Origin of the sequence: Natronincola ferrireducens (assembly GCF_900100845.1) — a bacterium.
In the GTDB taxonomy this organism is placed as follows: domain Bacteria; phylum Bacillota; class Clostridia; order Peptostreptococcales; family Natronincolaceae; genus Natronincola_B; species Natronincola_B ferrireducens.
The window spans coordinates 134978-149349 of the sequence record NZ_FNFP01000005.1 but is presented as its reverse complement, the minus strand read 5'-3'; the positions used below and the strand labels follow the sequence as shown (position 1 = coordinate 149349).

Below are 14372 nucleotides of genomic sequence, written 5' to 3'. Positions count from 1 at the left end.
AAAAAAATCAACCTTCAATTGTATTTTAAATTTTACCATAGGGTTTATTATATATTTTAGAAACAATCCTTTACAGTTTGATTGCCCTATCTATATCAAATAAATAGATATATTTTTCCTTTACACTTTTTCCCGTTATTTTTTCTAATGCTTCTTCATAGAGCTTTAACTGGACTTCATATTTTTTAGCAATGATTTGTGGGGCATTATTAGGTACATAATCACTTTTATAGTCTATGAGGACTAATCCATCCCCCTCCTGGAAGTGACAGTCTATTACACCCTGTACCAATAGACTGTCATCACAGTCCTCTAGCCCCTCTATAACATCTTCTGCCCTCTTTTTAATATTAAAGGGGGTTTCTCGATAAACCTTATCGGCCTTTAACATTCTTTTTCCCAAATTGCTATCAAAATAAGCTTTTATTTTATCACCTTCAACGGTAGCTGCTTCCTCTTCCGTTAAAAGTTCCTTTATCACCATCCATTGAATCTGCTCTTCAATATTCTCCTTCTTCTCTAGATCCTCTAAATCTAAATGCTGGAGAACAAAGTGGAGGATGGTACCCTTTTCGGCAGCTGTAAAAACCTTAGTTCCTTCTAGAAACTTTGGTTTCCTTGTCAAGGTAGGAATGTTGTAGCCTATGCTATCCATTGTTGCAATGGTAGATTTTTTTATTTCAGAAACTGAAAGCTTAGAGGGTATGGATGTAGCCCTTCGATTAGGATACTGCCAGTTTAATCTAGCATCTATTTGGTTTTTATAGGCAGTAAAGTGGGTTTTATGAAATTCCTCAAGATATTCTTTTGCCTCTTTATGTTGATGTACCTTTTCCACTTCCTCTATAACAATATCCCTTCTATGGAGGATATGAATGGACCATCTGGAGGGATCTGCTAATAGTTGTTCTTCGTTCCACGCCAATTCTGTTAATTCCCTTAGGACTTCACCATCAGGATGCTTTGCCAATACCATACCAATCCAATCAAAATAACTCCTAGCTGTAGAAAGCATATAGAGATTCATATTCTTTCTCCACTTTTCCACCTGCTTAGGTAAATTTTTAACAGAGCCCACTAAAATCAGCTTGTCTATCGGTCTTGTTAAAGCAACGTAGAGAATTCTCATTTCCTCCGATAGGCTTTCCATTTTTATCTTATCCTTCATGGCCAACTTAGCAATAGTATCCCTATAGGTTCTTAAATTTAGATCTGTAAACTTAGGTCCTAAACCTAAATCCTTGTGTAATAAAACATCAGCACTAACATCCCTCAGGTTAAAATTTTTACCCATTCCTGCAGTAATGACTACAGGAAACTCCAAGCCTTTACTTTTATGGATACTCATAATTCTTACCACATTATCATTTTCTCCTAGAATCTTTGCAGCACCCATATCTCCTTTGCTACGTTCCAATTTTTCTATAAATTTAATGAAATTAAATAGTCCTTTGGTGGAGGTTTTTTCAAATTGTTTAGCTCTGTCTAATAATATTCGAAGATTTGCTTGTTTTTGTCCTCCCCCAGGCATAGCTCCTACATAATAGAAATATCCCGTCTCAGTAAAGAGCTTCCATATAAACTCATCTATTTTCATAAATCTTGCTTCCTTCGACCATCTATTGAGCTTATCAATAAAATTCTGTAATTTATAAGTCAAGGGATTGGATTGACCAGCTATATAGGCCTTAATTCCTTCATAAAAAGTATCTTCTTTATGGAAAATCCTTACCTCCATTAATTCCTCTATCTTAAATTCTCCTATAGGTGACCTCATAACACTTAAGAGGGGTAAATCCTGTCTTTTATTATCAATAACCTTAAGAAGATTCATAAACATATTGATTTCTACTGTTTCAAAGTAACCAGTACTGGCATCGGCATAGGCAGGAATTCCTTCCGCCATAAATGTATCCAAAAATGTTTCTGCCCAGTTTTGGGTTGTCCTCATGAGAACAACAATATCCTTATAATCCACCCTCCTGTATAATCCTTGATTTTCATCGTAAATCTCTTCTTTTAACAGCTTTTTAATCCTCTTGGCAACAATCCGTGCTTCTACCTCTATATTTTCCAGTTCTTCAATTTCTTCTTGAAGCTCCTCTTCCTCTTCAAAATCCTTCTCAATGAAGTTCACTTCGATAGATGGGTCCTTTATTGGCTGAAAGTCTCTACCTTGATAGAGAAAGGCATCTTCTGTATAATCTATTTCCCCTAAGGCTTTAGACATAATATGTTTAAAAATATAGTTAACGCCCTGTAGAACTTCTCCCCTACTTCTAAAGTTTTTTGATAAATCAATTCTTCTGTTAACAGCACCCCCCTCAATAGAATAGCCCTCATATTTATCAATAAATAGACTAGGATCTGCTAGTCTAAATCGATATATACTTTGTTTTACATCCCCCACCATAAAAAGATTATTTTCTCTCTTTATATAACCGATAAGGGTTTCCTGAACAATGTTACTATCTTGGTATTCATCAACAAATATATATTCAAATCTATTACGGTACTCCTCAGCCGCCTTATTATTTTCTAAAATCTCCAGGGCATAATGCTCCAAATCATTGAAATCTACAATGCCCCTTTCCCTTTTTTTCTCTCTATATCCTTTATCAAAACTTATCAATAATTGTTGAAGATATACCATAAGAGGATAAAGGGCTTGTAAGTCCTCTATGTAGGCTTCAGGACTTAAGGAAAATATGTCCTTTTTAATGGTTTTTATAATATCTTTGCTATTCTCCCTTAGGCCTTTTACTAATTCCTTGAAATCCTCATCTACCTCTTGCTTTGCCCTGCTTAAACTTTTATGTTTAAAGTTCTCTATATTTTTATAAAAGGTTGTAACACCCTTTTTTAAACCCAGCAGCAGACCTTCTATCTGAAGCATATCATCCTGTATAGCATCTAAATATTTGTAAGGACCTCCTGGCTTATTACATATTTCTTCAGCTTCTTTTAATAAATCCATGGCACCCTTTAGACTTATTTGGATTCCTTCTTTAATGGTTTTGACCCATAGACTTTCCTCAAATCCCTGAAGATCTATGTTAAAGGCTTCTGCCTGTTCCTTTAACCATCCATAGGGCTTCGGTTGACTTTGAATGAAGTAGTAGACCTTTAGAATTAAATCCTGTAGGGGAGTATCCTCCCTCCTTCCACCAAAGACCTCCACCAATCCAATAAAATCAGGATGATTTTTCTCATACTCCTTCTCTAATAACTCCTCTAGAGTTTCCATCTGCAAAATACTGGTTTCTGTTGTATCCCCGATGCGAAAATTAGGATCAATATCAATAAAGTGAAAGTGTTTTTTTACTACCTCAATACAAAAGGCATGAAGGGTTATAATAGAAGCTTTATTCAGAAGGTTTATTTGTCTTCTCAAATGCTCCGCATTTTCATTTTCTTTTTCCAATTCCTTGACAATAGCATCGGCAATTCTCTCCCGCATTTCTCCAGCTGCAGCATTGGTAAAGGTTACAATGAGAAGTTTATCAATATCCATTTTATCCTCTAAAATGATTTTTATAATTCTTTCTACTAAAACAGCTGTTTTTCCAGAACCGGCAGCAGCAGCCACCAATAGATTACTTCTTCGAGCATCAATGGCCGCCTGTTGTTCCTTCGTCCACCTTTTCATTGTCTTCCTCCTTTCTCTTCTGCAGCCTTTGTAGTACTTCCTCTGATTTTAGTTCTTTAATACTTTTATACTTATTGTCATCAAAGAGATGATCAAATTGACAAATAGCCTGATAGGAACAATATTGACAGGAGACCTGTTTCCCCTTTTTACATGGTTCAATCTTCACATTCCCCTTTAAAATTTCCTTTCCCATCTCTTTTATTAAGCTTTTTGCGTGGGCGATAAGATTAATAAAATCCTCCTCTGTAGCAACAGAAGATTTCTTGCTTATAGTCTCATCTTGGTTTAAGGAAACAGGTATGATATCAGAGTGTTTTTCAAGTTTATGGTCCATCCCTTTGATAATTTTTAAATCCTTTACCACCAAGCCCTTCATCTTCAGTTCCTTATTGATTTCCTGCTCTATCCTCTCTATTGCTTTATCAGGTGTTTTTATTAAGGGATCATCTATTTTAAAGTAAAATACTCCAGCAGGATGATTTTTTTTCTTTTTCCATCTATCCTCTAGGGCCATCACTGCATCTAAATAAACAATCAATTGAAGCTGAAAGCCATAATATACATCGGATAAACTAAACTTTTTATTACTGGATTTATAATCAATTACCTTAAAATAGTTAATATCTTCCTCCTGTAGGATATCAATTCTATCAATTCTTCCCTCTAACGTAATTTTTTCTCCATCCTCCAGCTGTATAACAATACTAGGGAGGGTTCTTCCTTCTCCAAAGGCTATCTCATGGCCATGAACCTCAAAATCGCCGTTTTTCATGTGTTCTATTATCGTCCATAACGCCTTCTTACTAATCCGGGTTAAACGATTCACCAGGTATTTATAACGGTGGGTACTCAGCATTACCCCATGCTCAAAATCCTGGGTCAACTGTTCCATAATCTCCTCCACCAGTCGATCACTTTCCTCCTTATGAATATCTCTCCAATTTATAGCTTTCTCCTTTGTTTTTTCAGCAAACTTGTCAACAGAGTCGTGGAATAGCTTCCCTATATCTGGTGTTCTTATAGCATATTCCTTTCTCTCCTTGGGTCGTAGTCCATAGGTTACAAAATGGGAGAAAGGACAATTTGCAAAGGCTTCTAACCTTGAAACACTGGTTTTGATAGGGGTATCATATAGATTTCTTATTCTTCCTTTATCCACATATTTTACTTGATTTTCATGGAAGAGTCCTTCTATCATGAGTCTCCTCTTATCCTGCCATTGAGGTTGATGATAATACCAATCATAAATATCCCACCAAAGGGATTCCATGGGCTTGCTATCTATAAACAATCTCAGATTCTCTGTTAGATGTTTAAATGTGCTATCGGGTGTTGCCACTAAATGTAGTTGATTTTCTATTCCTTTCATTAAATCTCCTTCAATTCTCAATTTAGGAAAAAGCTTTTTAAAACGATCTATTAAAATAGAAGGGCGTTTTGCTTTTCCTTCCTCATCTCCTAGGGAAAAACTCACCCACAGATACTCTTTGGGCTTCGAGAAGGCAGAATAAATAGAAAAATTTTCCTGATAAAGTCTTGTTTCTCCCCTTTCCACCAACTCTAAACCAGAATTTTCTAGGGATTGTCGTTCATGCTCCAGCAGAATTCCTTCATCATTCTGTAGAGAAGGTAAAATTCCATCATTTCCCCCCACCACAAATAAAGCCTTAATATCATGACTTCTTGAGCGGTCTATGTTACCCACCAGTACTTGGTCGATGGTTGAAGGAATAACACCTATTTCACAGGCGGCAAAACCTGATTCTAGGATTCTATAGTATTCCTTTAGAGAAATCTTTTCGTTTTCTAGGATTTCATAGATTTGATCAAAAATTTCTAAAACCGTATTCCAAATTTGCGTGTTTTCATTGGCATAATCAAATCTACCCTCATCCTTTAGGGCTTCAATCCAATTTTCTAGCTTTTCCTCAATCTTCATTTCCTGCAGAAATTCAAATAGGGCCTTTGTTATTCCCCTAGGACTTTTCCTTTGTCTAATTTTCTTATGGAAGGTGTTTAGAGGGGTTATCACCCTTTGTCTAATATCATTTACTTGATGAAGTTGGTTTCCCTCTATTCCTTTATAAAAGTCCTCCAACCATAGCTTTCCTTTAATCCCATATTGAAGAACGTAATTCTCCAATACCTCTTCTTCATCCTTCGTCAAACCTGTAAGGCCAGTTTTTATAAATCGAAACATTTCTTTATAGGAATAATTTTTAAGTCCTGTTTCTATTGCAGCTAAAACAAACTCAATGATAGGATTATTCATAATGCTGCGTTTTTGGTCCATAAAATAGGGAATTCCATACTCTTCAAATACCCTTTTTATGGTGCTTCCATATCCTTCAAAGTCCCCTGATACCAAAGCAATATCTCTAAATCTATAACCTCTATCCCTGATCAAGGCAATAATTTCTGCTGCAGTGTGTTCAATCTCTGCTTGAGGATTAGCAGCAGCGAAAATCTTTAAATTTTCAACCTCCTCTGTAAACTGTCTATAGGGGTAGCGGAAAAACTCCTCTTCGATGTGTTTAATTTCTTTCTTCTGGCCCAGATCTTCCCTTCTGTGTAAATCAAGATTAATAATTTTTTCGTCAACCCCTAATCCTTCCACCATTTTTTTTATCTTTAAATAAGTATTTTGAGAAACATGAAAAAGATTTTTATCCCATTCCTTTCCCTTTAACTCCATCGTAAAGGTTATATATACCTCCCTCACCTTTAATAAAAGCTTTTCTATAACCCTGAAGGTTTGAGGAGTAAAGGTATGAAACCCATCAATCCAAACCTCGGCATTTTCTAAAAAATTTGAGGTTTCAATGCTTTCAATTAGGAGATTGATATGATCTTCATTATCCACATAGCGATTTTCTAAATAGCTATTAAATTTATCATAAATCAAAATAATATCATCCAGCTTCATCTTTAAGATACTTTCTTCTTCTAAATCTTCCATCACCATATTTAGATCAATAGCAGTAATTTCCTGCTGTTTTAATTCACAAATCATATCATTTATCTTCCCTACAAATCCCTCTTGTTTAGCTGTGGTTTTGTAAATTTTTAAGTCCTCTTTATATTCATCTAGAATTCTTTTAATAATCATGGTTTTCCCTATGTCATTGATAGGTGTCTTTGTCAATCCCCCTACTTCATGAAAAACCCTGTGGGCAAGTCTAGTAAAACTCAAGACCTCTGCCCCCATGATGCCATCCAATTGTTGCTTTTCAATTAAGTCCCTCTCGGCCTGTAGGGTGAATTGCTCTGGCACCATTAGAAATAGAGGGTGTTCTTGTCCCTCTTGAATCCGTTCCTTTATGGCGGACAGCACATAGTGACTTTTACCTGCCCCTGCCCTTCCAGTTATATAGGTTATACCCATCATTTCACCTCATTTTCTATGAATATGGTCATAATCCTATTATAGCATACTGGATTATCCCCAAAAACATAAAAACAACCCCTAGCAAAGTAGAGGTTGTTCATCATCATTTTATTAAACTTCAACAGTTTCAGTTTCTTTTTTAGAACGGATTGTTTGTAAAGCAAAAATTGCTACCGTCAAGGCAATTCCTATCCCATTGGTCCACCCACTTGGGTTTACCAGCATAATACCCCCCACTGCCAGGATAAGTCTTTCCCATGCCCTAGCTGTAGTCTTTAAATAACCGCTTACCGCCCCACCCAAGGCATACATGCCGATTAGGGCTGTTGCCAAGGCCATAATTAATTCGATTGCATTGGTATCTACCAATACCAGCTCCGGATTGGTTGCAAAAATGTAGGGTACTAAATAGGCTGCAAAGGCCAGTTTAGAAGCCTGTACCCCTGTCTTAAAGGGATTAGACCCAGCAATACCTGACCCTGCAAAGGCTGCCAAAGCAACTGGTGGTGTAATATCGGCAACAATACCAAAGTAGAATACAAATAAATGGGCTGCGATAATCGGTACCCCTAATTCAACCAATACAGGAGCAGCAATGGTTGCCTGAACGATATAATTGGCTGTTGTAGGCATCCCCATACCTAAAAGAATAGAGGCAAACATGGTAAATAACATGGCTAAGTACATATTACCACCGGATAAAAATAAAATACCGTTGGAGAATTTAACCCCTAAACCTGTTAGGGTAACAATACCTACAATAATACCAGCTGTAGCACAGGCCATAGCAACTGGCAGTGCTGTTCTAGCACCCTCCTCTAAACCATCAAATATATCTTTAATCTTTAATCTTGTATCTTTTCTAATATAGGATACAAGAATAGCACTACCAATAGCAAATAATGCTGCCCTCATGGGGGTTCTACCCTGTACTAAAAGCACAACAATGACTACGATAGGTAAAGCCAAGAACCATTTTTCCTTTATTAATTTTAAAGGATTTGGTAATTCGCTACGTTTTAACCCCCTAAGACCCTGTTTTTTAGCCTCTAGGTGGATCATAATAAAAATACCTGTAAAATATAATAAAGCAGGAATCGCTGCTGATAAAGCAATAACACTGTAGGGCAAGCCAGTAAATTCTGTCATGATGAAGGCAGCTGCCCCCATAATAGGTGGCATCAACTGTCCCCCAGTAGATGCTGCTGCTTCAGTAGCTGCTGCAAATTCACTACGGTAACCGATACTTTTCATTAATGGTATAGTTACAGAGCCTGTACCAACGGTATTGGCAACAGAGCTTCCTGATATGGTTCCCTGACAGGCACTGGCAATAACAGCTGCCTTAGCAGGACCTCCAGTAGCACCCCCAGCCACCCCCATGGCCAAGTCCGTTAACCAGTCACCAATCCCAGTCTTCTTTAGGAAGGTTGCAAAGACTAGGAATAGGAAAATAAATGTTGATGATACTCCTACAGGAATACCTAAAACAGCCTCTGTAGACATCCACATATAGGTGGCAATCCTAGGTATGGCATATCCCCTGTGGGATAAAAATCCTGGAAACATTTGTCCAAAGTAAGCATATATTAAGAAAAATGATGCTACTGAAACCAATACTGGTCCAGCAACCCTTCTTGTAGCCTCAATAACCAATAATACTGCTATAATAGATATCGTTATATCGGCAGTAGTATAAGCCCCAGCCCTATGGATAATAGGCTGATAATAAATAATATGATATGCCGCTACTACAATCGAAAGACCCGCACATATAAAATCGTACCAAGCAATTTTATCACTTCTATTAGACTTTCTCATGGGGTAGAGAAGAAATACCAAAAAAAGTGCAAATCCTACGTGCTGTCCCCTTTGTATGGTGGTTGGAAATACACCAAGGGCTGCAGTCCGGAGTTGTACCAATGCCCATACTATGGCTACAATAGAAACAACCTTTGCCATAATTCCTTTTAGTCTTCTGTAGGTAAACTCTCTATCGTACTTAGCCATAAGCTCTGCTTGTTTTTCCTCATCTAGTTCAGGTGTTAAGCTTATTTTATCTTTAGCCACAGTCTAACCTCCTTGTATAAGTATTTCATAAGGGGAGTTTTATTTGCGCCAATTCTAACAAATCCCCCTGGCCTACTGATATCCTTCAGTTCTACAACATGATCTTTATAAATTAATGTATGATTAGCAATAACCTCTCCTATTCTTACGGGAACCTCGTCAAAAACAAGATTATAGTTGTATACACGGAACATACCGTCTTTAATTTCCCATTTTGTTCCACCCTCTGGTCCATGGGGGAGGTTGGGACCGTTTTCATTAAAGAGCATTTCATATATACCAATTGTTAAATCAGAATAGATTTCATAGGTTTCAATAACAGGCTGTTTAGTAACAGAGTGAATCCATTGGATACTAAATTGATCCTGTTTTTTTACAGGTGTTACGAATAAAATATTGTTTCTATCTCCACCATCTATCACTTGTAATATGGTTATAGGATAAAATAATAGTAGGATAATTAATAGTATTATAGCTCTGTTGAAATAAAAATTTTTTTTCATCTTGTCCTACTCCAAAATTGAGCCGGGCATAGTATGCTCGGCTCATGCTTATTCTTTTGAATACCTTACATTAAACCTTGCTCCTTGTAGTACTTGATAGCTCCTGGATGCAAATCTGTTGTGATCCCATTTAGAGCATTTTGTAATTGAATTTGCTCTCCAGTTGCATGGGATCTTGCTATGTCAGAATTTTTCTCATACATATTTTTTGTTAATTCGTAAACTAAGTCTTCATCCATGTCATCTCTTGCATAAAGCACTGCTTGTAATGCGATTGTGTTAATTTCTGGATAATCATTACCTCTGTAGTTGTAGGTTCCAGCAGGAATAACATGGGGTGCAACCAGTGGGAATTCACTTTGTAGTTGTTGTAATGCCTCTCCTTTAATTTCCAGAAAAGCGATTTCCTTTGTTGTTAATAGATCTACGATAGCAGATGCAGGAGCACCTAGTACGTTCCAAGCTGCATCAAGGTGTCCATCCTTCATTTTATCAACAGCATCTCCAAAGGTATCATTAACAATCGTCATATCATTATCCTCTAAACCATAGGCCCTAAAAATATGGGGTGTTGTAGCAGCTGTACCACTTCCTGGAGGACCACCAGCTACGGTTTTACCTTTTTGATCTTCTACTGTTAAAACTCCTTTTTCAACTAATCCAACTCCCTGAATAATCTCTGGATAAATAACGCCTACTGCCCTAAAGCTTTGAATTACTTGACCATCAAAGGAGCCTACACCCTTCCATGCATCATCAGCAATATTGTTCATAGCCATAACAAGATCAGCGTCTCCTGAGTTAAGAAGTCTAATATTTTCAACTGAAGCTCCTGTTGGTTGAATTGTTACATTAATACCTTCAACATTCTCATTCCATACGTTAGCTATAGCTGCACCCAATGGGTAATATGTACCTGCAGTACCTCCAGTAGCCAACAATAACTCTTGTGTACGACGTGGAGCTTCAGCTTCACCACTTTCACCGGCATCACCACCAGTAGCACCACCACCACCGCAGCCCACTACTACAAGACTTAAAATTAACACTAGTGCTACCATAAGTAGCAAACTTCTTTTCTTCATAAAATAATATCCCCCTTTATTTTTATTTTAAAGGATAATATGTCTCTAAACCGCATCTTGTAAAGACATACTCCCCTTTAACTAAAATAAGCTGATTTTTCTTCTGAATTGAAATCGCTACAATTAAGATAGTCTGTGGAATTTAACTTCAGCTTTATGGACTATCTCAGTCCACTGTAATACTATTCTATATTTTTTAAATAATTCCTTCTTTTAAAAAGTTAAAAATATTTTGAATTTATTTTGTATCTGTTACAAAGTTGTTTTTTGTATGGAATACCAATATTTGATTTGAATAACTGAATTTATTTTTCTAATATTTATCCTGTTAATTCTTTGTAATTTTACAATATTTTTTCACTTCTATTGGATTCATTAATTTTCAATATTCTTATAGCCATATTTTTGTAATTTTATTAAAAGAAGTTATTTTATACCTATGTTGCTTTTTAAATACAACATATTTTATTTCCCTTAGCAGCATACTAATATTGCTAATCAATTTAAACAAGGAGGGATTGTATGAAAATTCAAGAAGGCTTAATCCCAACTGTTTTAGGTACAGCTGTTACAGCCACCGGTACTATGATGCAAAGAAAAAATATTCAGCCCTTGATCTCCGCTGGCATTATAGGATTTGGATTAGCCCATGTGGTTTTAGGTGCTATAGATTTAGTAGAGCATCGGGAAAATCACTAAATGTTTTTTATAAAAATAGAGAAGGAATCAACCTTCTCTATTTTTTATAGTATTCAGTTCCCATATTCCACAATTTCTTTGTGAAGGTCTCTTCTTCTGTATCTTCCTTCATAAAAGCTAAAATACTTTCAATGTCTCCCGACATTTTATCCCCAGCATGTAGAATTTGTGCTTCCACTGTCTTAGGCAAAACAGGAGATCCAAATTCTAGACTCCCATGATGTCCCAGTATACCGTTTATAATCACTAATTTATCTTCTTCAGGAAAATTATGGATTTCCTTTATTTTATTCATAGTGTAATGGGCGCTTAGCACAATGTGTCCTATCATCATCCCCTCTTCTGTTAATCCCAATTCAGGAAGCTCTTTATACTCCAGCATTTTTCCCCAGTCATGGAGCATTGTCATTACAATGAGACGATCTATTCGATGCTGAGGAAGCTTTTTTGTTATAGCTACTGTGTAGACAAATTTTAAAACCTCTAAAGTATGTTGTAAAAGTCCATGGTAAAAATTATGATGTACCTTTTTAGCAGCATGATGGGTACAAAAATCTTGATAAAACTCCTCTGAAAAAATCATCTTATCTAGAAGTTCTCTAAGATGTGGCTTCTCAATTTTGTCGTAAAACTGCTTTAGTGCCTTTTCCATACTGTTGAAATCTATGGTGCTGGCTGGAATAAAATCCTTTATAGTAACTTTGTCACTGTCTACTTTTTCTAGACTTCTAATGGTAAGTTGCAATTGACCATTATATTCTCCTACGATCCCTTGAATTTGTACAATTGGATTGTTACCAAACCCCTTTATTTTTTCCTCATTTTCTTCATAATCCCAGTATTTGGCCTCCATCACCTTTGATACATCCTGAATTACCATATCAGCATATTTTTTATCGGTTTTCGTAGTTTTTACATTTATCTGTGATAAGAGAACCACTGCTTCTATTGTTTCGTTCAAAAGGCTTTTATTAATATCCTTTAACTGTTTAATAAACATGCTTAACCTCCAAACCTTTAATCTTAATATAGAGATAACATTCTATTTTATTTTTCACTTTCCTTCTAAAAGCTTTGTTTTTCCCTTTAAAAAATTTTGCCCTATTATTCTATAGATTATTAGAAATTTTCACATCTCTAAAGTAACTAGGATATTTATAAATTTATGCTAGAATTTTTTATAGTTATTGTTTAAAATGTAACTAGCAGGGTAAACATCTTATGGAGTTATTGCATAGCTTTTTATGTGTATGTTATAAAATTATTTAATTTTAAGGAGGAGATTATAATGAATCCAATGACAGCTGACAATTTAAAATCCGCTTTTGGTGGAGAAAGCATGGCTCACATGCGATATTTACAATGGGGTGAAGCAGCGAAAAAAGAAGGCTTCCCAAATGTTCAAAATCTTTTTAAGGCTGTAGCCTACGCAGAACAGGTTCACGCAGGAAATCATTTTAGAGAATTAAGAAAAGAAGTTGGAGAAGCTTCAGTTACTGCTGGAGCAGGTTTTGGTATGACCAACACCTCAGAAAATCTTCAAGGGGCAATTGATGGGGAAAACTATGAAGTAGCCCAAATGTATCCTGCTTTTATAGCAGTTGCTGATATGCAGGCTGAAAAAGGCAGTATCCGTTCCTTCCAATTCGCTCTAGAAGCAGAAAAGACCCATGCAGCTCTATTTACTGCTGCTAAGGAAGCTGTAGATGCTGGCAAGGATTATGATGAAGCTACTGTTCACGTATGTGATATCTGTGGCTATACATTGGTTGGAGAGTTAGAAGATGATTGTCCAGTATGTAAAGCAAAAACAACTATGTTTACAACCTTCGAAACAGCTTCCTGCTGTTGTTCTTCTTGTTAATTATTTAATTGTTATGTATAAATAAAAAGGTTGAGGAAACTCCTTAACCTTTTTTATTTATATTTTTACACCTATTTTTTCCCCCATCTTAACCTTTGTTTCAAAGCCTTGATTTGTATTGTTAATAATATCCTCATCTATTTTTATCCTATTTTTCTTTAAAAATAATATGACTGTAGAACCACCAAATTTAAAATAACCCTTTTCTTCTCCTTTTTTTACAGTTTTTCCCGGCTGATATGTCTGTATAATGGTGCCTACACAGGTGGCTCCAACCTCGATCATAACAATTTCCTCAAAATTTTTTGATTGGAATATGGTTATTTCTCTTTTGTTTTCACAGTATATACCTGTCCTTTTTCTTAAAGCTATGGGATTTACTGAGTAGTAAGCCCCTGTGATTTTTATCGAAGAATCAGGTATGCCATCATCAGGGAAATGAAACCGATGATAATCTGCAGGGTTTAGCCTTACAACAATACAGGTGCCTCCGGCATATTCCTCTGCTAATCCTCTATCCTCTATTAGTTTCCATAAAGGATATTGTTGTCCCTTCACCTGCAAAATTTTTTCAACATTAATATTTTCATAGGCAAAAATCCTTCCATCTCCCGGCGAGATAAAACTATCCTTCTCTTGACATATAGGTCGACTATTCTTTTTTAGTCTTCTGGTAAAAAAGTCATTAAAATTTTTGTAATGTTTTAAATCCTCATATTCTGCTTCAGTCATGTCAATTTCTAGGTTTTTAATGAAATCAGATATTTTTCTTCTGCTTAGGGATAGATCTTGTATTTTGCCATATATAGTAGAAAATAATTTTCTCTTTATTATTGCTTCTAAAAGATTAGTTCCTGTTTTTGTTTCATACATCCAGCGTAAATATTTGTCACCAGCTACAGTTTCTCTTTTTTTTTCTCCAGTTTTTCTATCAATATAATATATTTCCATTGTATCATCCTTTATTATAGTAGGAATTAGTTGTTCTTGTGAGGGGCTTCTTATTATTATACCTTATTTATAATGTATAGATAAATATTTTATAAATATTTTTTTATAACTAAATAGGAGATTATAGACTTTATACAATTTTAGATAACCAATAATTTCT

Annotated in this window: 9 protein-coding genes; 2 read left to right on the top strand and 7 right to left on the bottom strand. The window is 35.8% G+C overall.

Annotated elements, in window-relative coordinates; all coding sequences use genetic code 11:
* Nucleotides 1-70: 70 nt before the first annotated feature.
* The 5 genes from addA to BLS22_RS11290 all read right to left on the bottom strand — a co-directional run bounded on the left by addA (nt 71) and on the right by BLS22_RS11290 (nt 10698).
* On the bottom strand, nt 71-3649 hold the full coding sequence (addA, locus tag BLS22_RS11310; RefSeq protein WP_090553868.1) for a helicase-exonuclease AddAB subunit AddA: 3579 nt from the start codon (nt 3647-3649) through the stop codon (nt 71-73).
* On the bottom strand, nt 3612-7037 hold the full coding sequence (gene addB, locus BLS22_RS11305) for a helicase-exonuclease AddAB subunit AddB (protein ID WP_090553867.1): 3426 nt from the start codon (nt 7035-7037) through the stop codon (nt 3612-3614). The genes addA and addB overlap by 38 nt, the downstream gene beginning before the upstream one ends.
* Nucleotides 7038-7151: 114 nt before the next feature.
* Complete coding sequence (locus BLS22_RS11300) at nt 7152-9110, bottom strand: TRAP transporter permease (protein WP_244269532.1); 1959 nt, start codon at nt 9108-9110, stop codon at nt 7152-7154.
* The gene (locus tag BLS22_RS11295; RefSeq protein WP_090553866.1) at nt 9092-9613 is read right to left on the bottom strand and encodes a DUF1850 domain-containing protein; all 522 of its coding nucleotides are present in this window, start codon (nt 9611-9613) and stop codon (nt 9092-9094) included. Before BLS22_RS11295 ends, BLS22_RS11300 begins: the two co-directional genes overlap by 19 nt.
* Nucleotides 9614-9678: 65 nt before the next feature.
* Nucleotides 9679-10698 carry a TAXI family TRAP transporter solute-binding subunit gene (locus BLS22_RS11290; protein ID WP_090553865.1) on the bottom strand — a complete coding sequence of 340 codons (1020 nt, stop codon included), beginning with the start codon at nt 10696-10698 and terminating at the stop codon, nt 9679-9681.
* A gap of 522 nt (nt 10699-11220) precedes the next feature.
* Here BLS22_RS11290 and BLS22_RS11285 point away from each other — a divergent pair.
* Nucleotides 11221-11397, top strand: coding sequence for an asparagine synthase (locus BLS22_RS11285; RefSeq protein WP_090553864.1), 177 nt, complete (start codon nt 11221-11223; stop codon nt 11395-11397).
* Between the two features lie 37 nt (nt 11398-11434).
* Here the strand turns inward: BLS22_RS11285 and BLS22_RS11280 are convergent, their stop codons facing one another.
* Nucleotides 11435-12397 (bottom strand): 3'-5' exoribonuclease YhaM family protein, encoded by a 963-nt coding sequence (locus tag BLS22_RS11280; protein WP_090553863.1) that lies wholly within the window; start codon nt 12395-12397, stop codon nt 11435-11437.
* Nucleotides 12398-12685: 288 nt separating this feature from the next.
* Here BLS22_RS11280 and BLS22_RS11275 point away from each other — a divergent pair, with 288 nt between their 5' ends.
* The gene (locus BLS22_RS11275) at nt 12686-13261 is read left to right on the top strand and encodes a rubrerythrin family protein (protein WP_090553862.1); all 576 of its coding nucleotides are present in this window, start codon (nt 12686-12688) and stop codon (nt 13259-13261) included.
* A gap of 57 nt (nt 13262-13318) precedes the next feature.
* Here BLS22_RS11275 and BLS22_RS11270 read toward each other — a convergent pair whose 3' ends face one another.
* Entirely contained in the window at nt 13319-14212 is an 894-nt protein-coding gene (locus BLS22_RS11270; RefSeq protein ID WP_090553861.1) for a phosphatidylserine decarboxylase, read from the bottom strand.
* Between the last annotated feature and the right edge of the window lie 160 nt (nt 14213-14372).

Coding starts and splice junctions, on each gene's coding strand:
- BLS22_RS11290 (WP_090553865.1), bottom strand. CDS start 10,698: ATGAAGAAAAGAAGTTTGCTACTTATGGTAGCACTAGTGTTAATTTTA.
- addA (WP_090553868.1), bottom strand. CDS start 3,649: ATGAAAAGGTGGACGAAGGAACAACAGGCGGCCATTGATGCTCGAAGA.
- BLS22_RS11285 (WP_090553864.1), top strand. CDS start 11,221: ATGAAAATTCAAGAAGGCTTAATCCCAACTGTTTTAGGTACAGCTGTT.
- BLS22_RS11280 (WP_090553863.1), bottom strand. CDS start 12,397: ATGTTTATTAAACAGTTAAAGGATATTAATAAAAGCCTTTTGAACGAA.
- BLS22_RS11270 (WP_090553861.1), bottom strand. CDS start 14,212: ATGGAAATATATTATATTGATAGAAAAACTGGAGAAAAAAAAAGAGAA.
- BLS22_RS11295 (WP_090553866.1), bottom strand. CDS start 9,613: ATGAAAAAAAATTTTTATTTCAACAGAGCTATAATACTATTAATTATC.
- BLS22_RS11275 (WP_090553862.1), top strand. CDS start 12,686: ATGAATCCAATGACAGCTGACAATTTAAAATCCGCTTTTGGTGGAGAA.
- addB (WP_090553867.1), bottom strand. CDS start 7,037: ATGGGTATAACCTATATAACTGGAAGGGCAGGGGCAGGTAAAAGTCAC.